Origin of the sequence: Pacificibacter sp. (genome assembly GCF_039769035.1) — a bacterium.
Classification (GTDB): domain Bacteria; phylum Pseudomonadota; class Alphaproteobacteria; order Rhodobacterales; family Rhodobacteraceae; genus Celeribacter.
Map to the genome: position 1 here is coordinate 29,325 of NZ_JBDMZG010000023.1, position 25,737 is coordinate 55,061.

The 25,737-nt window shown below is 53.4% G+C and carries 20 protein-coding genes; 12 read left to right on the forward strand and 8 right to left on the reverse strand.

What is annotated here, in order from left to right; translation table 11 throughout:
• Window positions 1-58: 58 nt before the first annotated feature.
• The 8 genes from ABF287_RS02355 to sulP are packed head-to-tail and all read left to right on the forward strand — an operon-like array spanning window position 59 to window position 10,620.
• Window positions 59-1,333 carry an FAD-binding oxidoreductase gene (locus ABF287_RS02355; RefSeq protein ID WP_347183424.1) on the forward strand — a complete coding sequence of 425 codons (1,275 nt, stop codon included), beginning with the start codon at window positions 59-61 and terminating at the stop codon, window positions 1,331-1,333.
• A 2-nt stretch (window positions 1,334-1,335) separates the two neighbouring features.
• Window positions 1,336-3,423: a hydantoinase/oxoprolinase family protein gene (locus tag ABF287_RS02360; RefSeq protein ID WP_347183425.1), complete on the forward strand. Its 2,088-nt coding sequence runs from the start codon at window positions 1,336-1,338 to the stop codon at window positions 3,421-3,423.
• Window positions 3,420-5,066, forward strand: a complete 1,647-nt coding sequence (locus tag ABF287_RS02365; protein ID WP_347183426.1) for a hydantoinase B/oxoprolinase family protein — start codon at window positions 3,420-3,422, stop codon at window positions 5,064-5,066. The genes ABF287_RS02360 and ABF287_RS02365 overlap by 4 nt, the downstream gene beginning before the upstream one ends.
• Before the next feature lie 8 nt (window positions 5,067-5,074).
• Window positions 5,075-5,827, forward strand: coding sequence for an SDR family oxidoreductase (locus ABF287_RS02370; RefSeq protein ID WP_347183427.1), 753 nt, complete (start codon window positions 5,075-5,077; stop codon window positions 5,825-5,827).
• An 8-nt stretch (window positions 5,828-5,835) separates the two neighbouring features.
• Window positions 5,836-7,752 (forward strand): AMP-binding protein, encoded by a 1,917-nt coding sequence (locus ABF287_RS02375; RefSeq protein ID WP_347183428.1) that lies wholly within the window; start codon window positions 5,836-5,838, stop codon window positions 7,750-7,752.
• Entirely contained in the window at window positions 7,745-8,089 is a 345-nt protein-coding gene (locus ABF287_RS02380) for a RidA family protein (protein WP_347183429.1), read from the forward strand. Before ABF287_RS02375 ends, ABF287_RS02380 begins: the two co-directional genes overlap by 8 nt.
• A 15-nt stretch (window positions 8,090-8,104) precedes the next feature.
• Window positions 8,105-8,842: an amino acid ABC transporter ATP-binding protein gene (locus tag ABF287_RS02385; RefSeq protein WP_347183430.1), complete on the forward strand. Its 738-nt coding sequence runs from the start codon at window positions 8,105-8,107 to the stop codon at window positions 8,840-8,842.
• Window positions 8,843-8,886: 44 nt separating this feature from the next.
• On the forward strand, window positions 8,887-10,620 hold the full coding sequence (gene sulP, locus ABF287_RS02390; RefSeq protein WP_347183431.1) for a sulfate permease: 1,734 nt from the start codon (window positions 8,887-8,889) through the stop codon (window positions 10,618-10,620).
• A 53-nt stretch (window positions 10,621-10,673) separates the two neighbouring features.
• On the opposite strand, the gene ABF287_RS02395 is transcribed toward sulP, so the two are convergent.
• Complete coding sequence (locus ABF287_RS02395) at window positions 10,674-11,561, reverse strand: zinc ribbon domain-containing protein (RefSeq protein WP_347183432.1); 888 nt, start codon at window positions 11,559-11,561, stop codon at window positions 10,674-10,676.
• 712 nt (window positions 11,562-12,273) lie between these two features.
• Here ABF287_RS02395 and ABF287_RS02400 point away from each other — a divergent pair.
• Together ABF287_RS02400 and ABF287_RS02405 are read left to right on the forward strand one after the other, a co-directional pair.
• A complete protein-coding gene (locus tag ABF287_RS02400) occupies window positions 12,274-12,483 on the forward strand; it encodes a hypothetical protein (protein ID WP_347183433.1) in 210 nt (69 codons plus the stop codon).
• Window positions 12,484-12,813: 330 nt separating this feature from the next.
• Window positions 12,814-13,503: a GntR family transcriptional regulator gene (locus ABF287_RS02405; RefSeq protein ID WP_347183434.1), complete on the forward strand. Its 690-nt coding sequence runs from the start codon at window positions 12,814-12,816 to the stop codon at window positions 13,501-13,503.
• A gap of 74 nt (window positions 13,504-13,577) precedes the next feature.
• On the opposite strand, the gene hutU is transcribed toward ABF287_RS02405, so the two are convergent.
• The 3 genes from hutU to hutI all read right to left on the reverse strand — a co-directional run bounded on the left by hutU (window position 13,578) and on the right by hutI (window position 17,300).
• Entirely contained in the window at window positions 13,578-15,248 is a 1,671-nt protein-coding gene (hutU, locus tag ABF287_RS02410) for a urocanate hydratase (protein WP_347183435.1), read from the reverse strand.
• Window positions 15,245-16,045 (reverse strand): N-formylglutamate deformylase, encoded by an 801-nt coding sequence (gene hutG / locus ABF287_RS02415; protein WP_347183436.1) that lies wholly within the window; start codon window positions 16,043-16,045, stop codon window positions 15,245-15,247. Before hutG ends, hutU begins: the two co-directional genes overlap by 4 nt.
• An 88-nt stretch (window positions 16,046-16,133) precedes the next feature.
• On the reverse strand, window positions 16,134-17,300 hold the full coding sequence (hutI, locus tag ABF287_RS02420) for an imidazolonepropionase (RefSeq protein WP_347183437.1): 1,167 nt from the start codon (window positions 17,298-17,300) through the stop codon (window positions 16,134-16,136).
• Between the two features lie 249 nt (window positions 17,301-17,549).
• Here hutI and ABF287_RS02425 point away from each other — a divergent pair, with 249 nt between their 5' ends.
• On the forward strand, window positions 17,550-18,524 hold the full coding sequence (locus ABF287_RS02425) for a putative sulfate exporter family transporter (protein WP_347183438.1): 975 nt from the start codon (window positions 17,550-17,552) through the stop codon (window positions 18,522-18,524).
• Window positions 18,525-18,730: 206 nt separating this feature from the next.
• Window positions 18,731-19,315 carry a HutD family protein gene (locus tag ABF287_RS02430; RefSeq protein WP_347183439.1) on the forward strand — a complete coding sequence of 195 codons (585 nt, stop codon included), beginning with the start codon at window positions 18,731-18,733 and terminating at the stop codon, window positions 19,313-19,315.
• Window positions 19,316-19,457: 142 nt separating this feature from the next.
• Here ABF287_RS02430 and ABF287_RS02435 read toward each other — a convergent pair whose 3' ends face one another.
• From ABF287_RS02435 to ABF287_RS02450, 4 genes are all read right to left on the reverse strand, one after another.
• Window positions 19,458-21,560, reverse strand: coding sequence for an ABC transporter ATP-binding protein (locus ABF287_RS02435; RefSeq protein ID WP_347183440.1), 2,103 nt, complete (start codon window positions 21,558-21,560; stop codon window positions 19,458-19,460).
• Window positions 21,561-21,612: 52 nt separating this feature from the next.
• Window positions 21,613-22,803 (reverse strand): ABC transporter permease, encoded by a 1,191-nt coding sequence (locus ABF287_RS02440; RefSeq protein WP_347183441.1) that lies wholly within the window; start codon window positions 22,801-22,803, stop codon window positions 21,613-21,615.
• Window positions 22,804-22,817: 14 nt separating this feature from the next.
• Window positions 22,818-23,864: an ABC transporter permease gene (locus ABF287_RS02445; RefSeq protein ID WP_347183442.1), complete on the reverse strand. Its 1,047-nt coding sequence runs from the start codon at window positions 23,862-23,864 to the stop codon at window positions 22,818-22,820.
• A 124-nt stretch (window positions 23,865-23,988) separates the two neighbouring features.
• Window positions 23,989-25,590 carry an ABC transporter substrate-binding protein gene (locus ABF287_RS02450; RefSeq protein ID WP_347183457.1) on the reverse strand — a complete coding sequence of 534 codons (1,602 nt, stop codon included), beginning with the start codon at window positions 25,588-25,590 and terminating at the stop codon, window positions 23,989-23,991.
• Between the last annotated feature and the right edge of the window lie 147 nt (window positions 25,591-25,737).

Genomic DNA, 25,737 nt, shown 5'->3' on the forward strand with positions numbered 1-25,737 from the left:
AGAAGCTGTTGCAACCTTTCCTCAATCGCAGCCATTCCGTTTGAGGTAGGGAATCTATATGAGTGCACAAAATGCAATTTCGCTTTGGAACGCCACGGCGATTGAAGAAGATTTTCATGCGCCGCTCGATACGCAAGGTATCTTGGATGTCGTGATTATCGGCGGTGGGTTCACCGGGTTATCATCAGCGCTTCATTGCGCCGAGCAGGGACTGTCGGCGCATGTGCTTGAGGCGAATCAAATCGGTTTCGGTGGGTCAGGACGCAACTGTGGGCTGGTAAATGCCGCGCTTTGGTTGCCACCCCAAAAAGTGCGTGAGAAATTGGGACCGGTATATGGTCCGCGTTTCATCGATATGTTCGGTCAAGGCCCAGGGTATGTGTTTTCTCTAATTGAAAAGCACCAAATCCGCTGTGAAGTGACCAAAACTGGGACAATTCATGGTGCGCATGCCCCTTCAGGTTTTCGCGACCTACAGGACCGCCACAAAGAGTGGCAGCGCCTGGGTCAGCCAGTGGATCTGCTATCGCGTGAGGAGGTATCCGAGAAATTGGGCACGACTGTGTTCCATGGTGGCCTTTTGGATCACCGCGCCGGCACGATAAACCCAATGGGCTATGTGCGAGGACTTGCACGTGCGGCGCTCGGAGCCGGTGCGAAAATAAGCACCAAGGTCCGCGCGACCAAATTATCCAAAGAAGGTGATCTGTGGATCGTTGAAACGGATAAGGGCACAGTGAAAGCTAAGGCGGTTGTTCTGGGAACCAACGCTTACACGGATGACCTATGGCCAGGCTTGAAGCAGAACTTTACGTTGATCAATTACTTTCAACTCGCCACCAAGCCGCTGGGGCCAGAGGCCGCGCATATTATGCCCGAAAAACAGGGTTTGTGGGATACCGGTCAGATCATGTTTAATGTGCGCCGCGATGCATACGATCGCCTGCTGATTGGATCTATGGGTAAGGTCATGGGTGATATTAATGGCGGCGTTTCACAGCGTTGGGCGCGCAAACAAATCGCGCGTTTGTTCCCAACACTTGGCCCCGTCGAGTTCGAAGAGGCGTGGACAGGGCAAATTGCAATGACACCAGATCATCTGCCCCGCATTCATGAGCTTGATAAAAATCTATTCACGCCAATTGGTTACAATGGTCGTGGTATCACAACCGGTACGATGTTTGGGCGCACGATGTCGCAATTATTGACCGGCATGGATCGTGCAGATCTGCCGCTACCTATGACGGACCCATCGACAGTGAAATCTGCTCCTGTCTTTTCGCGCTTGTACCAAACGGCGTTCACAGCAAAACAAATCTTGAAAGCAATTTGACTATGACACTGGCTTCTACACGCGTCGGCGTGGATATCGGCGGCACCTTTACGGATGTTGCATTGCAACATGCGGGCGGGCTTTCGACGTGCAAAGTTCTGACCAACTACACTCAACCTGAACAGGCGATTTTGGATGGAATTGCCTTGGCTTCCAAACAGGCTGGGATCGAATTGTCTGATATTGATCAAGTGATCCACGGCACCACTTTGGTGACGAACTCTTTGATTGAGCGTCGCGGAGCAAAGCTGGCGTTTATCACGACCGAAGGTTTTCGCGACGTCATCGAAATGCGTTCTGAAAATCGGTTTGAGCAGTATGACCTGAACCTTAACCTGCCAAAGCCGATGGTGCCTCGTCAGGATCGTTTCACATTGAATGAACGGATCGGCGCAAGTGGCGCGGTCCTGTTGCCGCTTGAGCAAGACGACGTGGACGCAATGGTACAAACCATTCTGGCCGGCGACTTTGAAGCCGTCGCGATTGGGTTGATGCACTCCTATGCCAATGATGCGCACGAACGTCAGATGGCGGATGCATTGCGTGCGGCGGCCCCTGATTTGTCGATTTCGATCTCATCTGTGATTTCGCCACAAATGCGCGAACTGCCACGGTTTAATACAGTGATCGCAAACGCATATGTACAACCACAGGTCGCGGATTATCTTGGACGTTTGGTCGCCCGCCTTCGTGGCGCCGGCGTCGCGGCCCCAGTCTTTATGTTACATTCTGGGGGTGGTTTGATTTCGGTAGAAACAGCCGCAGAACAGCCTGTCCGTCTGCTTGAATCTGGTCCCGCAGGGGGCGCAATTTTTGCCGCCGATTTTGCGCGGGCGCATGATCTCGACAAAGTCTTGAGCTTTGATATGGGGGGCACCACTGCCAAGATTTGCTTGATCGAAGATGGTGCGCCCAAGACGGCGAATACCTTCGAAGTCGCGCGTACATATCGTTTCAAAAAAGGCTCGGGCATGACCGTGTCCACACCCGTTGTTGAAATGGTCGAGATCGGCGCGGGAGGCGGTTCAATTGCGTCCATCGACAGCATGAACCGAATCCAAGTTGGACCTCGATCCGCGGCCTCAGAGCCAGGCCCGGCGTGCTATGGCCGAGGCGGAGAAGAGCCAACTGTGACGGATGCGAACCTGCTTTTGGGTCGCCTTGATCCAAACAATTTCGCGGGAGGTGCGATCCAACTGCACCCTGACGCATCGGACACTGCCGTGGCTGCGAAACTTGGCGAAACTTTGAGTATTACAAGCAGCGACGCCGCCTTTGGTGTTACCGAAATGGTTGACGAAAACATGGCCAATGCGGCGCGTGTTCACACGGTTGAAAATGGCCGTGATATTGAACATTTTACCATGATCGGTTTCGGAGGTGGGGCACCGCTTCATGCCTGTCGTCTCTGTGAAAAACTCGGCATACGTGATTTGATCATTCCGCCAGGTGCGGGTGTTGGTTCTGCGATTGGCTTCCTGAAGGCCCCCTTCAGTTATGAAGCTACGCGCGGATTGTTTCAGCAACTCGCTGATTTCAATGGCGCTGCAGTGAACTCAGCTTTGGCTGAGCTGGAGCAAGAGGCCCGCGCTTTTGTTGAAGCAGGGGCCAAGGACGCGGATACCTCATCTAAACTGACTGCGTTTATGCGATATGCGGGGCAGGGTTGGGAAATCCCAGTGTCCCTACCGTACAAACCGTTTGCGGACTCGGATAAATCAGAGATCCAAGATGCGTTTGAAGCCGCATATGAAATGTTGTTTGGCCGGACCATCGATGGGCTTGCGATTGAAATCACCAACTGGTCGCTTGTGGTTGCATCCGTGCTGCCTGATGTTGCAAAGGCCGCGCATTTCGCATCGGGAGATGCAGCAACAGAGCGACGGACACGTCAATTCTATGACGCTGCACTGCGAAGCACCGTGGATGCGCGCGAAGTAGAGCGTAGCGAAATGAGCGCTGGGAAATCTGTCGAAGGCCCCGCCGTGATTATCGAAAATGAGACCACCACAATTGTCACATCCGCCTATACGGCGATTGGCCAAGGCGACGGCAGCTTGCTGCTGCGCCGCAAGGGAGACGCACTATGAGCCCGACAGCAATCGATTATCAAATCATGTGGAACCGCTTGATTGCGGTTGTCGAAGAACAAGCCACGACATTGATCCGAACCGCTTTTTCAACCTCAGTGCGCGAAGCGGGCGATTTGTCGGCAGGGCTTTTTGATCGCCAAGGCCGAATGATGGCGCAGGCGGTCACCGGCACGCCAGGTCACGTGAACGCAATGGCCGAGAGCGTGACGCATTTTGTACGTGAGCTGGGACTGGATAACGTATTTGAAAACGACGTTTTCATCACCAACGACCCATGGCTTGGCACGGGGCACCTTCACGACATTACGGTTGTGTCGCCAACGTTTCGCAACGGCCAACACATCGGTTTCTTTGCCTGTACTGCGCATGTTGTGGATATTGGTGGTCGGGGTTTTGGGCCTGACGCGAACGAAGTGTATGAAGAGGGTCTCTTGATCCCGATCATGAAGTTCGCCGAACGGGGAAACGTGTCCAAGGATCTTATCCGTATGGTGCGCTCTAACGTGCGTGAACCGGATCAAGTGGTCGGCGATCTTTATTCTCTAGCGGCCTGTAACGAGGCAGGGGATCGCCGCTTACAGACCATGATGGGCGAATTTGGCATCTCTGATCTGGAGGGTCTGTCGGATTTCGTGATTGAGACATCGCGCAAAGCCACCCATGAGGCCATCGCCAAAGTTCCCGATGGCACGTTTCGTCATTCTATGCAGGTGGATGGGTATGATGCACCGGTCAATATGGTTGTGCGTTTGGATGTCGCTGGGGATAAAATCAAAGCCGATTTTGATGGTACCTCAGGCATGAGCCGCTTTGGCGTAAACGTTCCCGAGGTCTACACACGTGCCTATGCGTGCTATGGCTTGAAATGCGCGATTGCGGCAGAGGTGCCGAATAACACGGGTTCACTTGAACCCTTTGAAATTACCGCTCCTGAGGGATGCATCTTGGCCGCGCGTCGACCTGCTCCGGTTTCGGTGCGCCATGTCTTGGGACATTTGGTGCCTGATGTGGTGCTGGGCGCTTTGCACCAAGCGATGCCCGACACAGTTCCCGCCGAGGGGGCAAGCGCACTTTGGAATATCCAAATTTCGGCACGCGCCAGTGATCCCGCAAGCGGTTTGCCGAATGCCGAGGTCCTGATGTTCAACTCTGGCGGGACAGGGGCCCGCCCAACATTGGACGGATTGTCTGCGACGGCCTTCCCATCTGGTGTGTCGACGATGAGCGTCGAAGCGACCGAGCACGTTGGCCCGATCACAGTGTGGCGAAAAGATCTTCGTGAGGGATCAGGCGGGGCGGGGGCCTTTCGGGGCGGCCTTGGTCAGAACATCGAAATCGAACCCCGCGAAGGCTATGACTTTTACTTTAACGCCATGTTCGATCGGGTGGAAAATCCCGCGCGCGGTCGCGAAGGTGGCCATGCGGGTGCCAAGGGACAGGTCGAACTTTCAGATGGCACCAAGATGAGAAGCAAGGGGCGCCAGTTGGTCAAAAATGGCCAACGTCTCAAACTCAGCCTCCCAGGAGGGGGCGGATATGGCGCGCCAAGCGCGCGCGACAAAACGGAAGTGGCCCAAGATCTGGCCGCTGGATTCATCACAGAAGAGCAAGCGACCGGCGTTTACGGTCTGAAAAAGTAGGACATGACATGAGCAAACAACCAATCGCATTGGTCACGGGCGCCGCCCAAGGGATCGGCTATGCCTGTGCAGAAGCCATCGCAGAAGATGGTGCAAAGGTGATTTTGGCAGATATCAACGCCGAAGGTGTCGCGGCAGCGGCCGATAAACTTGGTGGTGGTGCCGTTGGCATGGCCTGTGACATGGGGGATCCTGCGCAGATCGAAGCCATGTTCGACGCAATCGAAGCAGAGCATGGCCCTGTTGAAATTCTTGTGAACAACGCGGGCATCGCGATGCCGGGAGATTTTCTTGAAACGTCGCTCGAGAGCTTTCAAAAGGTGATCGACGTTAATCTCACTGGGACGTTCCTTGCACTTCAACGTGCTGCAAAAACCATGGCCGCCAATAACATTGAGGGCGCGATTGTGAATATGTCGTCCATCAATGCGGTCGTCGCAATCCCGTCAATCCCTGCGTATTGTGCCTCAAAGGGCGGTGTGATGCAGTTGACCAAGGCGACGGCGCTGGCATTGGCTCCGCACAATATTCGGGTGAATGCTGTTGGACCTGGTTCGATCGATACCGAAATGATGGCCGGCGTGAATGCAAACCCAGAAGCCATGAAAATGGTTATGTCGCGTACGCCTCTGAAACGTGTCGGCGAGCCACGTGATATTGGCGATGCCGTCGCATTTCTCGCGAGCAAAAAAGCCAAATATATCACTGGCGAAACCATCTATGTGGATGGTGGGCGCATTGGTATGAACTACACGTGCTGAGGTAAATGATGTCGAAATACCCACAAACCTATGCCGATTGGCAGGCGGATCCCGCGGCCTTTTGGGCCAATGCCGCTAAAGCAATTGATTGGTTCACCCCGCCGACGTCCACGTTCAATGCCGACAAAGGCGCCTATGGGCGTTGGTTTGATGGGGCGACATGCAATACCTGTTACAACTGCGTTGATCGCCATGTCGAAGCCGGCCACGGCGACCGCGCGGCTGTTATTTATGATAGCCCTGTTACGGGAACCGCGAAAACCTATTCCTATGCCCAAACCAAGGACGAGGTCAGCGCGTTGGCGTCTGTTCTGCGTGGGCTAGGCGTCACCAAAGGTGATCGTGTTATTATATACATGCCAATGGTGCCTGAGGCGATCTTTGCGATGCTGGCCTGTGCGCGCCTTGGTGCGATCCATTCGGTTGTATTCGGTGGTTTTGCTGCGCGCGAATTGGCAACCCGAATTGACGATGCTGCTCCAAAAGCGATCATTTCGGCGTCCTGTGGGATCGAGACAAATCGGGTGATCGCCTATAAGCCGTTATTGGATGAAGCGATTGAAATCGCATCGGCCAAGCCTGATCACTGTGTGATCTTGCAACGCGATACCCAGTCATGTGAGCTGATCGAAGGGCGCGATGTTGATTACGCGCAATCGGTTCAATCTGCCATTGCGGCTGGCGAGGGTACAGAATGTGTGCCGGTCGAGGCGACTGATCCGCTTTATATCCTTTATACATCGGGTACGACGGGCCAGCCCAAAGGCGTTGTTCGCGACAATGGCGGGCATATGGTCGCGCTGCGTTGGTCGATGGAGTATCACTATGATATCAAACCGGGAGAAACCTTCTGGGCCGCCTCTGATGTGGGTTGGGTCGTTGGCCATTCCTATATCTGCTACGGACCATTGCTGAATGGCAGTGCAACGGTTGTCTTTGAGGGCAAACCCGTTGGCACACCGGATGCTGGGGCGTTCTGGCGCGTGATCCAAGACCACAAAGTCGCGGCGATGTTCACCGCACCGACCGCGCTTCGCGCGATCAAAAAGGTTGATCCCTCGGGGCTGCTTATTCAGGATTACGATCTAAGCAACTTCAGGACCTTGTTCTTGGCGGGTGAACGATCTGATCCGGCGACGATTGAATGGGCGCAGGAGAAACTCGACCGTCTTGTTATCGACCATTGGTGGCAAACCGAAACCGGATGGGCCATGTCTGGCAACCCTGTGGGGCTGGGGGCATTTCCGATCAAGCTTGGTTCACCTGGGAAACCAATGCCTGGTTACGATATCCGTGTGCTGGATGACGAGGGTAACCCTGTAGAAGCTGGTACGTTGGGGAATATCGTCTGCAAGCTACCGTTGCCCCCTTCGGGATTTCCTACATTGTGGAATGCTGAAGAGCGTTTCCGATCCTCCTATATGGAGGAGTTCCCTGGGTATTATGCGACATCTGACGCTGGTATGATCGACGAAGACGGATATGTTTTTATCATGGCGCGCACAGATGACATCATCAATGTCGCAGGGCACCGGTTGTCCACCGGCGCGATGGAGGAAGTTATCTCGGGGCATGAAGACATCGCCGAATGCGCAGTGGTGGGTGCAGCCGATGCGCTTAAGGGACAGATGCCGCTCGGATTTTTTGTTGTGAACGATGGTGTGGATCGCGACCCTGCTGACTTGGAAAAAGAACTGGTTCAGTTGGTCCGTGCCAAGATTGGCGCAGTTGCGGCGTTTAAATTGGCTGTGCCGGTAAAACGTTTGCCCAAAACGCGATCAGGCAAAGTGTTGCGTGGGACGATGCAAAAAATCGCAAACGGCGAGACTTACAAGATACCCGCAGCGATTGATGACACAATGATTTTAACCGAAATCCACGAGGCGCTTGGCGCACGAAACTTGATTGGAAAACCCAATGATTGAACGCATTCACACATCTGAACGCATGAGCAAAATCGTCAAACACAACGGTGTCGCCTACCTTTGTGGTCAAGTCGGCGCGGGTGACAGCGTCGCCGAGCAAACCGCTGACTGTCTGGCGCGTGTAGATGCGCTTCTTGCGGAGGCAGGCTCAGACCGCGAACACATTCTTCAGGCTGTAATTTGGGTGTCTGACATGGCTCATTTCGCTGAAATGAACGCGGTTTGGGATGCTTGGGTGCCTGCCGGCCATGCGCCTGCCCGCGCCTGCGGCGAAGCCAAGCTTGCCCGCGATGTGTTGAAGGTAGAAATCATCGTTACCGCCGCCGTTAAATCGTAAACAAAAGGATCGCCTATGACTTATGCAGTAGAAATGAAAGATGTGAACAAGTTTTACGGAACGTTTCATGCCTTGAAGGGCATTAATCTTTCGGTGAAAAAGGGTGAGAAAATCGTGGTTTGCGGGCCGTCTGGTTCAGGTAAGTCAACGATGATCCGCACGATCAACCAGCTCGAAGAGCATCAATCCGGCGAGATATTGATCAACGGTGACCCGATCAACGCCGATGCGCCAAATATCGAAGAAATGCGTCGTGAGGTGGGGATGTGTTTCCAGCATTTTAATCTCTTCCCGCATCTGTCCATTTTGGAAAACTGCACGCTTGCACCGATGCTTGCGCGTAAAGAAACCCAAGCAGATGCAGAGGCGACCGCGATGGCATTCTTGGAAAAAGTTCAAATCGCCAACCAAGCCGACAAATTTCCAGGTCAACTGTCTGGCGGTCAACAACAGCGTGTTGCGATCGCGCGGGCACTTTGCATGAAGCCGGAAATTTTGCTCTTTGATGAACCGACTTCGGCGCTTGATCCCGAGATGATTGGTGAGGTTTTGGATGTCATGGAAACATTGGCCCAAGAAGGCATGACGATGGTCTGCGTGACGCATGAAATGGGTTTTGCGCGCAAGGTTGCTGACCGTGTTATCTTTATGGATGCCGGGGAAATCATCGAAGAAAGCGATCCGGAAACTTTCTTCACCTCGCCAGCCAATGAGCGGACACGGAACTTCTTAGATCAAGTTCTCACTCACTAATAAACTAGCGGCGCTTCAGCGACACGCAAACTCGAGGGCTCGTGATGATACACAACTACGTTCCGATATTGTCGTGGGGCCGGCGTTATTCGAAAAAGATAATGCTGGAGGATCTGCTTGCTGCTGTGATCGTCACGGTCATGCTTATCCCGCAATCTTTGGCCTATGCATTGCTTGCTGGCCTGCCTCCCCAGGCAGGCCTATATGCGTCCATAGCGCCGATCATCCTCTATGCGATCTTTGGGACAAGCAGCGCACTTGCCGTTGGTCCTGTTGCTGTTGTCTCCCTGATGACCGCCGCAACGCTCAGCCAGATCGCTGAACAAGATACAATGGGATACGCGATTGCAGCGCTTTCTCTGGCGGGATTGTCCGGGCTTATCTTGCTTGTGATGGGCATGCTTCGCCTTGGATTTGTCGCGAATTTTCTTTCTCATCCGGTGATGTCCGGGTTTGTCTCGGCATCAGGGATTATTATTGCCGCAAGCCAAATTCAACATATCCTCGGCATCGACGCGTCTGGCCAAAGCCTGTGGCAGTTAATGCAGTCATTGAGTAAAAACATTTCGCAAACAAACATCTATACGGCCGTGATTGGCGTTGGTGCTACTGCATTTTTGTTCTGGATGCGGCTTGGGTTGAAGCCACTTTTGAGTAGGCTAGGGGTAGGGGCACCCTTGGCTGGGGTCGTCGTCAAGATTGGACCTATTTTCGTTGTCGTTCTCACAACCCTCGCTGTATGGCTCGCGGGACTGATGAACAAAGGTGTCCGAATTGTCGGGGAGGTACCTCAGAGTTTGCCTCCATTGACGTTCCCGTCTTTGTCCACAGAGTTATTAGATGCATTGGTGATGCCAGCGGTCTTAATCTCGATCATTGGTTTCGTGGAATCTATTGCTGTGGCCCAAACTCTAGCGGCTAAAAAACGCGAGCGAATTGACCCAGACCAGGAGTTGATTGGATTGGGCGCTGCGAATATCGGTGCATCTCTCACGGGTGGTTTCCCGGTGACCGGCGGTTTCTCTCGGTCGGTGGTGAATTTTGATGCGGGGGCTGCAACACCTGCGGCGGGGGCCTTTACGGCGATCGGGTTGGCCTGTGCCGCGCTTTTCTTGACCCCACTGATCTATTTCCTACCTAAGGCAACACTGGCGGCCACGATCATTGTCGCTGTGGCGAATTTGGTTGATTTCAGTATTCTACGCCGGAGCTGGTCGTATTCAAAACCGGATTTTGCGGCCGTGTTCGTGACACTCATTCTGACCTTGGGGTTCGGCGTTGAGGCCGGTGTCTCAGTCGGAGTAGGGGTGTCAATTTTGCTCCATTTATACCGGACATCAAAGCCCCATATTGCCGAAGTTGGTCTTATTGAAGGAACGGAACATTTTCGTAATGTGCTGCGACATGACGTTCAGACGGATCCGAGCGTGGTCAGCCTGCGTGTCGATGAAAGCCTTTATTTCGCCAATGCGCACTACCTAGAAGAGGCGATCTACAATAGGGTTATGGGGGATGCAGCGGTACGTCATGTGATCTTGCAATGCTCAGCGGTGAACGACATTGATCTCAGCGCGCTTGAGGCACTGGAGACGATTAACAAGGTACTAAATGAGATGGATGTGAAACTTCATCTTTCAGAAGTGAAAGGTCCAGTTATGGATCATCTTGGATCGGAGCAATTCTTAAGCGACCTCACAGGCTTTGTTTTTCTCTCTCAATTTGAAGCCGTAAAAGCGGTAGGTCGACATTCAAAAGATGAAACTTTGCCCACTCGTTAAGTCTCTTAGAGGCGCGGGACGACAACCGCGCTCCATTAAATGTGTTCGCCTTTCTAAAGCGTGCATTTCAATCGAGGAAATTTACGGCGGTTGCGCCTTCCCGCAAACACTTGAACCGACAACCCGCCCTTAAAACGGCGGGTGTTGTTGTTTTGGGGGTCTGTGAGATCTAAGATTGCAGCCAATTCCCCAAAGAGTTCAATCATATGACCATCATCAGCTGCTTCATCCGGATGCAGGCGCACCTTTGGAACAAGGCTACGAAGTAGCTCTGAGGCTTCAGATCTGTTCGTCTCGTCATTGAGGCTGTCCGACAAGGCGGTGATCTTCTTGCTGTAGGTCTCTGCGAGGGCAGGGTGTAGCACAATTGGATCTTGTTCGGGCAGGGCTGCGAGCTTTGCTGTTAACTCGGTTTTGCGCGCCTCTAGGGCATCCATTTTTGTCTTCATAGAGGCGTGGAACATGCCCGCTGTGATGGCGTAAACGATCTTCTGGATCTGCACGCCGAGCTGTTTGAGCTCACGTTCAATGGAGCTTCGCGCTGATGTGCTCTCGCTGTGCAGTCGGTTCCATTCCCTTTGATATTCCGTGACGAACTCCTTGAGCAGCTCTGGATGCATCAGCTTGGATTTGAGGCCACTCAGAATACGCTCTTCAACACTCTCGCGTTTGATGAGCTTGCGGTTGTCGCAAGTGCCTTTATTGAGAGCGGAAGCGCAGCCGTATTTGGTCTTGTTCATCAGGGTATAGGAGCCACCGTAGTGGCCACACTTAAGAAGACCTGAAAACAGGTGTTTGGTACGTTTTGCTCGAGCGAGTGGATTGCTATCGTTGGTCTGCTGGGCTTCGCTCAATGTTGATCTGATCACGCCTTGGCGCCGCTTGATCCGTTGCCACATATCAGCTTCGATCAGGCGAAGGTCTGGTACTGCGTTTTTCAAGTGGCCGCCTCCCAGTCCTGTCCAACGTCGCTGCGCAATGTCAATTATGTTGTTAGGTTTCGACAATGGGCCAAACATGAAGACTTAAACTTTTGTGGCACAGTTTGTACGCTAAATGGGTCAGCCGCAGCCCGCTCTCAATCAAAAAATCTATGGACGCGATTTCCAAAGAATCGCCGCATTCTGTGCGGTTTGCTGAACGCACGTCGTCCATTTGCGTCAACAGCTCTTGCTGCTCGTGACACATCCCTCGTAATTACCCCGGAAGTCGCCTTAATCGCGTCGTGAGTCGGAAAAACCCCCATGAGCAAGGCCATAAGAAGTTCGACCGAATTAAGGCGGGAGCCGATTATGCGGAAACGCCCAACCGATCCGTTATACAGCTGCATCAAGACCTGCCCGCTGAGATTGCCGCACGGCAAGCTGAGCTCAACGCAAAGGAAGCAAAGCGTCTGAAAACATATGAGGCGCCTCGCGAAGAAACAAGAAGAACAGACCAAAATCGAGCCACGTCAAATGGACCTGATGACCCAAATGAAAAGTGCCGAAACGGAACTCCAAAAGGGGCGCGAGCAGATGGCTCAGAAAAAGGCGGAGGCGCTCAGATAATTCCATGAGGCCAACACCTGTCTTGCTGCAATCGAAGCCGTTGCAGCTGAGTTTGAAGCGAGCAACATTGGCTGAGATGAGCAGGGCAAGTTAAAGGTGAACGATGCGTCAAACCAAAGGCATTGCCTGTAGGCTCGCCAATATCGCGAAACGTTTCGTGGACCATCGCGCTCGTCTCGAGCGCAAAGAGCGGCTTTTTGGCTGGCTGACCGTAGCGCTTCGTACGTTTTTGAAACGGGATGATTTGACGGAAAGCGCGCGTGTGGAGGCTGAGGCATTGCAGATAGAACTGGATGAGGGGCTGGAAGTTTAGATCAAGTGGCACAGTATTAGGAGGCCAAGACAAAGCAATTGATCTAACGCGCCTAAAGCGAATACTGCATCGCCTAGCGCTTCGGCGCAGCCAGTGCTAAAAACACCTGACCTCAATGAGTTAAGTTTGCAGATCAAGACAGGGGATGTCGCAATGTTCTTAACTTGGTAAGATACTGTATTGAAGATATACTGTCCTAAAAGCCAGCCCTGCTATGTATTCATTTAGTGCCCCAAAAGTTTGCATTGACTTTGCGGGTCTTATGGCGGGCGTAAATGTAAACGTCATAGATGCTATGAAGGTGGCTATGTGGCCAAGAAACGAGCGACAATGAGAGTCACGTACAAAGAAGTCAAAGCGGATATCTTGGCTAAGATTGTCAGGGGCGATTGGGGGCCGGGCGAATTGGTTCCCAACGAAATGGATCTGACGGAAACCTACAATTGCGCCCGCGCCACAGTGAACCGCGCGATGCGCGAGCTTGCGGATGAAGGCATTATTGAGAGACGCCGCAAAGCAGGCACGCGCGTGCGCGAGACCCGCATTCTTCAGGCCAAATTTGATATTCCAGTGTTGCGCAACGAAATCGAAGCGCTCAACGCGGAATACAGATATTCATTGGTGTCTAGTAGCGTTGAAAACGCGCCTGATTGGCTGCGAGCGCGCCTGCAATTGCCCAAGGCAGCAGATGTACTGCATCTCATTTGCATGCACTATGCAGACGGAAACCCATATCAATACGAAGATCGCTGGATCAATCTTGATGCGTTGCCGCAAGCGAGAGAGATTGATTTTTCCAAACTCGGTCCAAATGATTGGTTGATGAGTGAAATACCATACTCAGAAGCTGAAATTAGCTTTTCTGCAGCATTGGCAGACAAAGAGATGACTGAGTTTTTGGAATGTGCTGTAGGGGATCCGATTTTCATCGTCGAGAGATCTACGTGGCACGCTGAGCAAGCGATGACCTATGTTAGGTTGTCGCACAAGCCTGGGCACCGGATGACAACGCGCTATTGATATCGCAAGCCCTAAGGCGCCCATAGAAAATGGCGGACCCGAAGGCCCGCCATCTCGACGAAATGTCGCTCTATTTACCCAAGAATACCGGGCAGATTTAGATCATGCGCGCGGGCACATGCTTTGGCGTCATCATAGCCCGCATCGGCGTGACGCATGACACCTGTGGCCGGATCGTTCCACAAGACACGTTCAATGCGGCGATCCGCATCCTCAGAGCCGTCACAGCAAATCACCATGCCGGAGTGTTGCGAAAAGCCTATGCCAACGCCGCCGCCGTGGTGTAATGACACCCAAGTCGCGCCTGAAGCTGTGTTTAGAAGCGCATTCAAAAGCGGCCAGTCCGATACAGCATCTGAGCCGTCCATCATCGCCTCTGTTTCGCGATTGGGGGAGGCGACCGATCCTGAGTCGAGGTGGTCGCGGCCAATCACGATCGGCGCGCTGAGCTCGCCAGTGCGAACCATTTCGTTGAAGGCAAGACCTAGCTTGTGGCGAATGCCCAAACCAACCCAGCAGATGCGTGCAGGCAAGCCTTGGAATTCGATACGTTCGCGAGCCATATCGAGCCAAGTGTGCAGATGCTTGTCCTCGGAAAGAATTTCCTTAACTTTGGCGTCTGTTTTGTAGATGTCCTCTGGATCACCAGACAGCGCCGCCCAGCGGAACGGACCGATGCCGCGGCAAAAGAGCGGACGGATATATGCTGGAACGAAGCCTGGGAAATCAAAGGCGTTTTCAAGACCTTCTTCAAGCGCAACCTGGCGAATGTTGTTGCCGTAATCAAACGTAGGAATGCCCAGTTTCTGGAAATCGATCATCGCTGCTACATGCGCTTTCATCGAGGCGCGGGCGGCAGCTTCTACAGCCTTCGGATCGCTTTCGCGTTTCTCTTTCCATTGCGCCATGCTCCAACCTTGGGGCAGGTAACCGTTGATTGGGTCATGCGCAGAGGTTTGATCTGTGACCATATCTGGACGCACGCCGCGCTTTGCGATTTGCGCAAAGACATCTGCCGCATTGCCCAAAAGGCCAACAGATTTTGCTTCACCAGCGGCGGTCCATTTTTCGATCAACGCCAAAGCTTCGTCCAACGTATCGGCGCGCTCATCTACATAACGGGTGCGCAGGCGGAAATCGATGCTGTCTGGGTTACATTCAACAGCCAAGCAGCATGCGCCTGCCATAACTGCCGCCAAAGGTTGCGCGCCGCCCATGCCGCCAAGGCCGCCTGTGAGGACCCATTTGCCCGTCAGATCGCCGCCGTAATGTTGGCGACCAGCCTCGACGAAGGTTTCATACGTCCCCTGCACGATGCCTTGGGAGCCGATGTAAATCCAAGAGCCGGCCGTCATCTGGCCGTACATGGCCAAGCCCTTTTTATCGAGCTCATTGAAGTGATCCCAATTTGCCCAATGCGGTACGAGGTTGGAGTTAGCGATCAAAACGCGTGGGGCGTCTTTGTGGGTTTGGAACACGCCGACAGGCTTTCCAGACTGCACCATCAACGTTTGATCTTCTTCAAGGTTTTTCAGTGCCTCAACGATGAGATCAAAATCTTTCCATGTGCGCGCAGCGCGCCCGATACCGCCGTACACCACCAGTTCATGGGGGTTTTCGGCTACATCAGGATGGAGGTTGTTCATCAACATCCGCATCGGCGCTTCGGTCAGCCAGCTTTTGGCAGTGATGTCAGAGCCCGTCGCGGGGAAAATATCACGGGTGTTCTTGTGGGGATCGCTCATGATGTGCCTTTCGGGAAAGGGGCCAATTCGGCCAGTTTGGTCAAAATTGATTGGAGGTGAGGACGCAGCTTTGCGGCTTTTTCCTCGTCATAAGTCCAAGGGCTTGTCTCAGATTGCAGATACATGCTTTGCGCCAATTCCATTTGGATCGCGTGAAAACCTTCTGCAGGGCGGCCATAAGCGCGGGTCGTCCAGCCGCCTTTAAAGCGGCCATTGGTGACTGAGGAATAACCTTCTGCAGCGGCGCAAATGTCTTGGGTGATTTGCGCGACCTTCGGATCGCATGTGGTGCCTAGATTCGTCCCGATGTTGAAGTCGGGCAGGGTGCCTTCGAACAGAAAAGGGATGTCCGATCGGATCGAATGGCAGTCATACAGAATGACAAAACCATGTAGGCTCTTAACACGCTCAAGTTCGGCCACAAGGGCGGCGTGATAGGGCGCATGAAAAGCCAGACGACGTGTTTCATTAGTCGCAGCATCGGGTGCCTTGTCCCAAATATCATGGCCGTCAAAGTCAGTGAGCGGCACCAGACCTGTCGTGTTTTGGCCAGGGTAGAGCGACACACCAGAGGGATCACGATTGGCGTCCACAACATAGCGGTGAAACGTTGCGCGCACAGTCGTGACGTCGGGCAAGAGGCCCTCATAGAGCGTGTGAATGTGCCAATCCGTATCATCCAATCCGCGCCCGCGGTCGTTGAGATCCGCCAAAACATCCTCTGGTACATAAGTTCCTGTGTGTGGCAGGCCCAAAACGATCGGGCTATCACCTTGTGTGATTTCTACGGGTGTCATGGTGTCATCTCCTGCGTGTCGCTGGCTGCTGTGGTAATGTCCTCGGATGCGATCATTGTTGCCGCCTCAGACTTAAAAGGCTGCGGGCTCACAATTTGCCTCCGAAAATACGCGCGTGAAGTGGGTTGAAGCCAATCCGATAAGAGAGTTCGGCTGGGTGTTTGATGTCCCAAACGGCCATGTCAGCACGCATGCCAACAGCAAGTGTGCCCGTGTCCGTTAGGCCCAAAGCACGCGCTGCGTTTTGCGTCACGCCGCGCAGGGTTTCTTCGGGTGTCATACGAAACAGAGTGCACCCCATGTTGAGGGTGAGCAGCAGCGAATTTAGGGGGGACGATCCGGGGTTGATGTCTGTCGCGAGCGCCATCGGCACCTTGTGTTGGCGCAGCGCATCGATTGGCGGCGCTTGTGTTTCGCGCAAGGTGTAGAACGCACCGGGCAGGATGACAGCAACCGTGCCCGCATCCTTCATGGCGACGACGCCGTCCTCGTCCAGATATTCGATATGGTCGGCAGACATAGCGCCATAGCGTGCAGCCAGTTTTGCGCCGCCGAGGTTGGAGAGCTGTTCAGCATGCAGCTTGACCGGTAAGCCCAGCTCCTGAGCCACATCAAACACGCGCGCGATTTGTTCAGGCTGAAAAGCGATGCCTTCGCAAAACCCGTCCACAGCGTCGACCAAGCCTTCGGCATGGGCTGCGCGTAGGGCAGGGATGCAGACATTATCGATGTACGCATCATCTCGACCGGCATATTCAGCTGGTGTTGCATGCGCGCCAAGGAAGGTCGTTTTCACACGTAAGGGGCGGTGTTTCGGGATCGCGCGGGCGACACGCAGCATGCGCAGCTCGGTCTCCAGATCCAAGCCATAACCAGATTTCACTTCAATACATGTGACGCCTTCTGCAATCAAAACATCCACTCGGCGCAAGGCATCGCGAAGCAGGTCTTCTTCGGTTGCAGCGCGTGTGGCATTGACCGTCGATACAATCCCGCCGCCTGCGCGTGCGACCTCTTCATAGCTGGCGCCACTCAGTCGCATCTCGAACTCTGCTGCGCGGTCGCCGCCATGTACAATATGCGTATGGCAATCGATCAGCCCAGGGGTGACGAGGCGACCACCAAGGTTGGTTTCAGGCAGAGCTTTATACTGTTCAGGGATCTTGGACTGAGGTCCGATCCAATCGATAACCCCGTCCACGACTGGCACTGCTGCATCTTCGATCAGTCCGTATGGCGCGTCTGTTTCACCCATTGTCACAAGATTCAGGTGGGAGAAGAGTCTGTTGTCTTTCGGCATTATCAATCCGGTTTGGCTAAGAATATACATTTAAGGTATGCAAAGATATGCTTTATGTCTATACATAAAGCGGGCTCCGAGTTGATTTTCTTAGACAGTCGACACTCTCTTGTCAGCCTCGGGAAATCTGCTCAGCCATAACTTTCAACTGCCACTCGAGTATCGAGCTGCTCTCGTACTTAAAAATATTCAGGTTCAATCAAGATGAATTACCGCCAAGCCGTGCTCTTCATGCCAGGGGTGCTTATTTGTTCAATCGTCGCGGCCGCCTCGCGATTTTTATCAGATCACTACAGTGCTCCCACGATGTTATTTGCGCTGCTCATTGGGTTGAGTCTGCATTTCTTGGTGGATGACCAGAAAGTGGCGCCGGGGATAAGGTTCGCGGCGGCGGATTTGTTGAAATTGGGGGTGGCATTGTTGGGGTTGCGAATCACGTTGGCTGATATTGGCGATTTAGGTGTGCAAACGATTGGTCTCGTTATTGGCGGCGTAATCTTTTCCATCTCTATCGGGATTGCGATCACGTTATTGCTTGGAAAAAATATCAGGTTCGGCGTTTTGTCTGGCGGAGCTGTTGGTATCTGCGGGGCGTCTGCGGCCTTGGCCATTTCAGCAGTGTTGCCCACGTCTGACACCAGAGAACGCGATACCGCTTTTATCGTAGTTGCCGTCACAACACTCTCTACAGTAGCAATGGTTCTCTACCCGATTTTGGGAAAACGTTTGGGATTAGACGACCAGCACATTGGGATCCTTTTAGGGCTAACAATTCACGATGTGGCGCAGGTTGTCGGTGCCGGGTTTTCGGTTTCAGAAGAAACGGGCAACATCGCAACCCTCATTAAGCTGTTTCGTGTCTCCATGCTTGTCCCAGTCATAATTGTGATCTCATTCGCGTTCCGCAAGCAAAACGCGCAATGCAATCGCAGCGGTGTTCCCTGGTTCGTTCATGGCTTCGCAATCGCTATTGTGATCAACAGTCTAGGTGTTCTTCCTGAGACGATCAGGGTGTTGCTAGCGGCGGTTTCATCATGGATGTTAGTGATTGGGATTGTTGGGATCGGGATAAAAACCTCCCTAAAAAGCTTGGGCCATGTCGGGGGTGCAGCGCTGGTTATTGTCTGCCTGGAAACCCTCCTGCTTTTTGCGGTGGCGGCTGTAATCCTTGTGCTGTGACAGTTCAATGCAACTGTCATCGTATCGCTAAGCGATCTAGAGGCTTCTAAAATTTATCTTACGCAGGCCATGCATACTTGGAGTTTTAGGACTTAGGTCACCGCATCTTCCGTGATTTCACGGAAGGCCGTGGATGTCATTTTGCGGCGCTCAAAACGGCAAAGAAACAAGAACAGGTTGACGGTTCAATATAACGGAGAAAACCGATGCAAATTCTGAAATCAAATGCCTTGATTGATGTGCCATGGAAAAACGGCGGCGGGATCACGCGCAACATCGCGAAAGGTTTGCGTGAGGGCAAGATTGCTTGGACCATTAGCCGCGCTGATGTCGCCGAGGCTGGCCCTTTTTCTGATTTTGCAGGCATGATACGTGTGCTGACTGTAGTGTCTGGCGGGACGATGGTTTTGGACACACCCAAAACGTCCCTCACGGCGGTGCTTTTTTCGCCAGTTCGCTTTGATGGGGCGCTGAAGGTGTTTTCGCGTTTGGAAGATGGCCCGATTACTGATCTGAATCTTATGTTTGATCCGAGCTTTTGTGACGGGGATGTCGTGGTCCACAAAGGCCCGTGCGATCTCAAAGCCACGTGTCCGGAGCACGGAGTGTTGGCGTTTCATGGGCTTGCCGGAGGCCCCTGCGTCGACGGAACGGCAATCAGCTCCGCGGATACGGCGTTTGTCACACAGCCCAACGCGATGCTTCAGTTGAAAGAAGGAGAGGCATTGCTTGAGCTACGCTTAAGCTATCTGGATCAAGACAATGCCATCAAGCTGTGCATTGCAGATTGATCGGCTAAGCGAACCTGACCGCGGTTATCCTTGCAAGCAAATGGCTCGGCAAGGCTGCATCGCCCGCTCTTCTAGGCCTTCTGGCTATCAAAGAGTGGGGTGCGAAACTTGCAGGCCAAGTTTTGGTTTCTGCCGAAGGCCGCTAAGTTGGATCCGCTTCCGCTGCGGTTTTAATGACCGGCTCCATGGACGCTAAGGCCTCGGGGCTTAGGTGACATTTGACTTGATGCCCATCCGCAAGGTTCTGCACGTCTGGAACTTGGGTCTCACAGAGATTGCCTGCCACCGACGATTTCCAACGGCACCGCGTTTGGAACGGGCAACCAGAAGGTGGGTTCATGGCGGAAGGAATGTCGCCTTCAAGGACGATTTGTTGCTTCTGGATCGTGGTGTCCGCAATCGGAACCGCCGACAACAATGCTTCGGTGTAGGGGTGGTACGGAGGCGAGAACACCTGATCAGCTGTGCCAAGCTCCACGACGTGACCGAGATACATCACCAGCACTCGATCACTGAGGTAGCGCACAATGGAAAGATCGTGAGAGATAAACAGCAACGTGGTGCGGTTCTTACGTTGAATCTCCATCAGAAGATCTGTCACTGCGGCCTGCACAGACACATCAAGGGCAGACACAGGTTCATCCGCGACGACGATCTTGGCGTCGCCGGCAAACGCACGCGCGATCCCTACGCGTTGCTTTTGACCGCCTGAGAGCTGCCGCGGGGTGCGTTCGGCGAAAGCGCGAGGCAGTTTGACCAAATCCAGAAGTTCAAGCATACGATTGCGGCGCTCTGCATCATTGCTGCCAATCTTGAAAATTTCCAACGCGCGGATGATCTGGCGCCCAATGGTCATGGAGGGATTGAGCGTGTCGAAGGGGTTTTGAAAAACCATTTGAACACTGGAAACGGCCGTTGTGCCACGTTCGGCAATCGGCGTGTCTTGGATCTCGGTGTCGAGCAGTTGGATCTTACCATCGGTGGCTGTTTCAAGGCCCAACAGCATTTTAGCGAGCGTGGACTTGCCGCAGCCAGACTCTCCAACAATGGCGAGGGTTTCTGCTTCGTGAGCACTGAAGCTGATGTCCTCGTTGGCCTTCACAACGGCGACATCGCTTTTGTTTTTGAACATCGAGCTTGAGGCGACTTCATAGTATTTTTGAAGGTTTTGCAGATCAAGGATCTTTGCACCGCGATCGGTTTTCTCCGTTTGTCGCGCCACTTCTGGCTCGGCCAGCCAATCGATCTCTTCATAGCGGCGGCATCGTGTCTCGTGAAGGCCGTTGCCATCGACGGATGCCATTTCAATAGCCCCTTGGTCGCATTGGCCTTTAACAGCGTAAGAACAGCGTGGACCAAAATTACACCCTATCGGGCGTTCGTGCGGCAAGGGAAAGTTGCCGGGAATTGCCATAAGCGGACGGCTGTTTTTGTCCGCACCGGGCAGGGGGATCGAGCGGAAGAGAGCTTGCGTGTAGGGATGGCGCATTTTGTCAAAGACGTCTTTGATTGACCCGCGCTCAATCGCTTCGCCGGAGTACATCACGCAGATGCGGTCGCAGGTTTCCAGAACCAAACCAAGGTTGTGCGAGATAAACAGGATGGATGTCCCGTATTTCTTACCAAGGTCTTTCACCAATTCAATCACCGCTGCCTCAACCGTTACATCCAGCGCAGTGGTGGGCTCATCTAGGATGAGCAACTTGGGCTTTGACATCAATGCCATGGCAATCACGATACGTTGTTGTTGCCCGCCTGAGAGCTGGTGAGGATAGCTGTTCAAAACGCGTTTTGGGTCTGGAAGTTTGACGTCTGTGACGACCTCCAAGGCACGCGCATAAGCGTCATTCGCGCACATGTTCTCGTGCAGCATGGGCACTTCCATCAACTGCTTCCCGATTTTCATCGCAGGGTTTAGCGAGGCCATGGGCTCTTGGTAAATCATGGCGATTTCTTTGCCGCGGATGCGGCGCAGTTCTTCTGCGGGCATTGTTGTCAGATCTTTGCCTTTGAACTTGATCGTTCCTCCAACAATTTCACCGTTCTTGCCAAGATCGCGCATGATCCCGAGCGCGACTGTAGATTTCCCGCAGCCAGATTCACCCACAAGGCCCAGTGCTTCGCCCGGCATGATTTTCGCGGAGAAGTCCATCACGGCGGGAATTTCCATTAAGCGCGTCATGAAGCTGATCGACAGTTTGTCGATTTCCAAGATAGGGCCGGCATAGTCTGTTTGATCGGACATATTTTCTTCTTTCGTTCGCTGGATCTGGCGGTTTGACACCGCCGGATGTGACTTAGTCGCGCAGGCTTTCTTCGCGCAGACCGTCGGCAAGAAGGTTGAGGCCAAGCACGAGGCTCAAAAGAGCGATGGCTGGCGGTAGGGCGGGATGAAGGTAGATTGACAAGAGTTTGCGGCCCTCATTGATCGTTGAGCCCCAATCCGGACTCTCGGGCGGAAGGCCCAAACCGAAGAAGCCAAGTGTCCCCAGAAGGATGGTCGTGTAGCCAATGCGCAGGCAGAAATCCACGATGAGCGGGCCGCGCACGTTGGGCAAAATTTCCCACAACATGATGTACCAATGCGATTCACCGCGTGTTTGCGCCGCGGCAACGTAGTCGCGGGTTTTAACATCGAGGGTAAGCCCCCGCACGATCCGAAAGACGGTTGGCGCATTTACGAAAACCACGGCAACAAAAACAACAAGAATGCCGCCAGGAACGTCGAAGCCGTCTAGCAAAGCTGGCACGAGATCTATGGCTCCGCCTTTTTCGGAAATCAAAGACAGGTAAATCCAGCCCATGCTCCCGAGCACCACGATCAAAAGCGGAGTGCGCACGCTGGGCCGAGTGTGAAAGCGCGAGTTCAGCAAAACGCCCACAAAAATCAGCGGGAATATGAAGAGGACGGCTGCCATATAATTGGGAATGCCAGATTCTACGATCTCTGGTGTGACCAAGAGGTAGAACAGGAGAATAACAGGAAAGGCTAAGATCAGGTTGGCTGCAAAAGAGAGGGCTGTGTCCAAATACCCGCCAAAATAGCCCGCAGGCAATCCCAGTGTGATGCCAACCATAAAGGCAAAAAGAGTTGAGAGAGGTGCGATTTGCACGACAACGAAAGCGCCTTTGACCATTCGGCTGAACACATCACGCGCCAAGTTGTCACCACCAAGAAGATAGTAGCCAGAATATTTGCTCGAGTCTGGCACCGGTGTTCCCGGAGCTTTGTTTTTGAGGCCCGAAATTTGGGTCAGTGGATCATGCGTGATGATCATATCCATCGCGCCAAACAGGCCGGTGAAGATCCAAAACATAACGAGGAAAAATCCTACCATGCCAACCTTGCTGTCAAAGAGCTTACCGTAGAGGCCAAGCTTGCGTTTGTAGGTGATGGACAGCACAAACACAGCGGCCAAAGCAATCCAAACCGGCATAAACTGCAATAAGATGCGCACGATGATTGCGCCCCAGCTCAGAGTTTCCATGAGTCAATTCCCTCTTAGGATACGCGAATGCGCGGGTTGAGATAGACATATCCAATGTCGCTGATGAGCTGCGTAAGCAGGACAACCACAACGGATACCACGGACACTCCCAGCAGAAGCGAGATGTCATTATTGCCAGCGGCTTGCACCAGTGCCCAGCCAAAACCTTTGTAGTTGAACAGGGTCTCGACGATGACCACGCCGTTCAACAGCCATGGGATTTGCAGCATAATAACGGTGAAAGGGGCGATCAGAGCGTTTCGCAGCGCATGGCGAATAACAATGTCGCGGAACTTCACGCCCTTGAGACGCGCCGTGCGGATATATTGCGCGGTCATGACCTCAGCCATCGAAGCGCGCGTCATCCGTGCGATATAGCCCATGCCATACAACGCGATTGTGACAACTGGTAAAAAGAAATTCCGGAAAGTCGCGTCGTCCATTGCTTTCGTGGCGGTGCCAGTGAACCATTTCAATCCAACGGCCGACGAGGCGAAGACAGCAATGAGAATGACGCCTGACACGTATTCAGGTGTGGCCGTTGTGGTGATGGCGATCGAGGACAACGTGCGATCGGTTTTTGAGCCCTCTTTCATACCAGCAATGACACCAAGGATCAGCGCAGATGGGATCATCACCACAAGCACCCAGAACATCAATTTGCCTGTGAGAGCGAGGCGGGTGCCGATGATGGTGCTGACGTCATCGCGGAAAACCGTAGACGTCCCCCAATCCCCCTGCAAAACACCGCAGTACTTTGGGGCATTTGCGGGATCGATACTACGTTTGATACAGGTCCCTGTTACGTCACCAGCTTCATCCGAAATTGTGAAGCCGGGAACGACGCCGAGCCATTCGCCGTATTTCGTGAGCATCGGGCGATCATAACCACGCTTGTGCAGCCATGATGTCACCTCAGCGTCAGCCATGCGGCTGTTGCCTTGCGTTTTAGCGAGTTTTTCAAGGTTGGGCGGCAGGTTTGTCAGCGCAAAGACTATGAAGGTGAGGCAAAGTGCTGTCAAAATCATAAACGCAAGGCGTCGCAGTAAAAAGAGTACCATTTTTGTCCTCAGTTGGCTGGCCACTACAGGCGGCAAAAGGCTTGGCGCTGAATGTGGCACGCCTCACGCGGATCGGATGTAGGTGGAAAAGCAGCTGACCTAAGTCAGCTGCTTGTATTTTGAATTAGGCCTCAAACGAGATTTCGCTGGGTCTAATTTCATGTGTTGGGTGCATGTCAGCGTTCACCACATTTTGCGCAGAGTGACGGTAGAGCAAGCGCCAGTACGGCTGAATTGTCACGGCTTCATCTTGCATAATCCGTTGCAATTTTTCCATCAATTCACGGCGCGTGTCCGCATCCGCAATGGAGAGAGCTTGGTCCAGCGTTTCGTCAAACTCTTTGTTTGCGAAGCCCGTTTCGTTCCAAGCAACTCCAGAACGATACGCTAGATTGTACACTTCTACCCCCAAGGGTCGGTGGCCCCATGTTGTGGTTGAGAATGGGTACTTGGTCCAATCATTCCAGAACGTGGACCCTGGCAAAAGCTTGCGTGAAACGTTGAGGCCTGCATCTCGCAACTGGCCTGCCACTGCATCAGCGGTGTCTTTGGAGAAGCCGCCGTCTGTTGAAACCAGTTCGAATTCCACATCGGCCAAACCAGATTCTTGTGCGAGCGCCAAGGCCGCGTCCGGGTCGTAGCTCAGTGGTGGGAGCTCTGCATAATCGGGGTGAATGGGGCTGACATGATGGTTTTCGGCAGCAATACCGCGGTCTGCGTAGCCCAGCTCCAGTGTGACAGCATTGCTGCTCGCCATCTGCAAAGCCTTGCGCGCGCGCACATCTTCGAAAATCTTTTTGCCATCGACTTCGGCGAGTTGGTTGGGGCGCACAACAATCGTACTGGCAGTGGTTGCCGATGTCTGCTTCCAACCAAGGCTGTCCATGATGTCGACAAATTCGCCGGTGGTTTCATACACCAGATCGATTTCTTCGCTTTCAACAGCTGCAAGAAGAGATGCGGGCTCTGTGCCGTAATCGATGTACTCGACACCGTCCAGTGACACTTCACCGCCCCACCACGTGTGGTTTTCCGCTTTCACGATGACGGCCTTCACACCAATTTCGATGCTTTCCAAACGGAAGGGGCCCGTGCCTATTGGATTTACTGTCGGATCACCTTCGTGGGATGAATGCGTCACCGCAGCTGGGTAGTCAGCAAAGGACGCAATGATCGAAATGTCAGGCTTTGAGAGGGAGAGTTTAACAGTGTGTTCATCAACAATCTCGATCGCATCGGCACGTATCACGCCAGATTCCGCATCGGTGAGGGATGACATCCGCGCTGCCATTGAGTTGCCTTCGACCGAACTGTCTGCCCACATAGAGATATTGCGTACGACATCCTGCGCTGTAAAAGCATCTCCGTTATGCCATGTGACGCCTTTGCGAACATGCAATGTGTATTCAGTTGCATCCGCGTTGGCTTCCCACGCTTCAAGCAGCATAGGGCTGAAGCTGCCGTCACGTTCGTAGCTTACAAGGTATTCCAACCAACCGCGTGTCAGGTTGCCCAGCTCTGGCCAGTCAAACGTGCGCGGGTCTTTTGGTGATTTGATTGGCATGCCGACACGCAGTGTGCCACTAGATGCATCTGACGCAGCTTGAGCTGGTTGAACGAGCCCCATAGCGCCATAGGCAACCGAGGCAGTGACACCCAGCGCAGTCGCACGACTTAGAAATTCGCGGCGGCTGAGCTTGCCTGCGGTGTGTTCTTGTAGATACATATGCGCTGCATTGGGCAGCTCTGGCTTTGCTGTTTTCTGTGTCACGTTACGTTCTCCATGTTGTGGTTCTTCTGCTTCAGGTTTTCCTGTTAAGCGGCGTTTTGCTATGAAACTTTGGATGTCTGCGCGCCTGGGCGTGATCGCTAC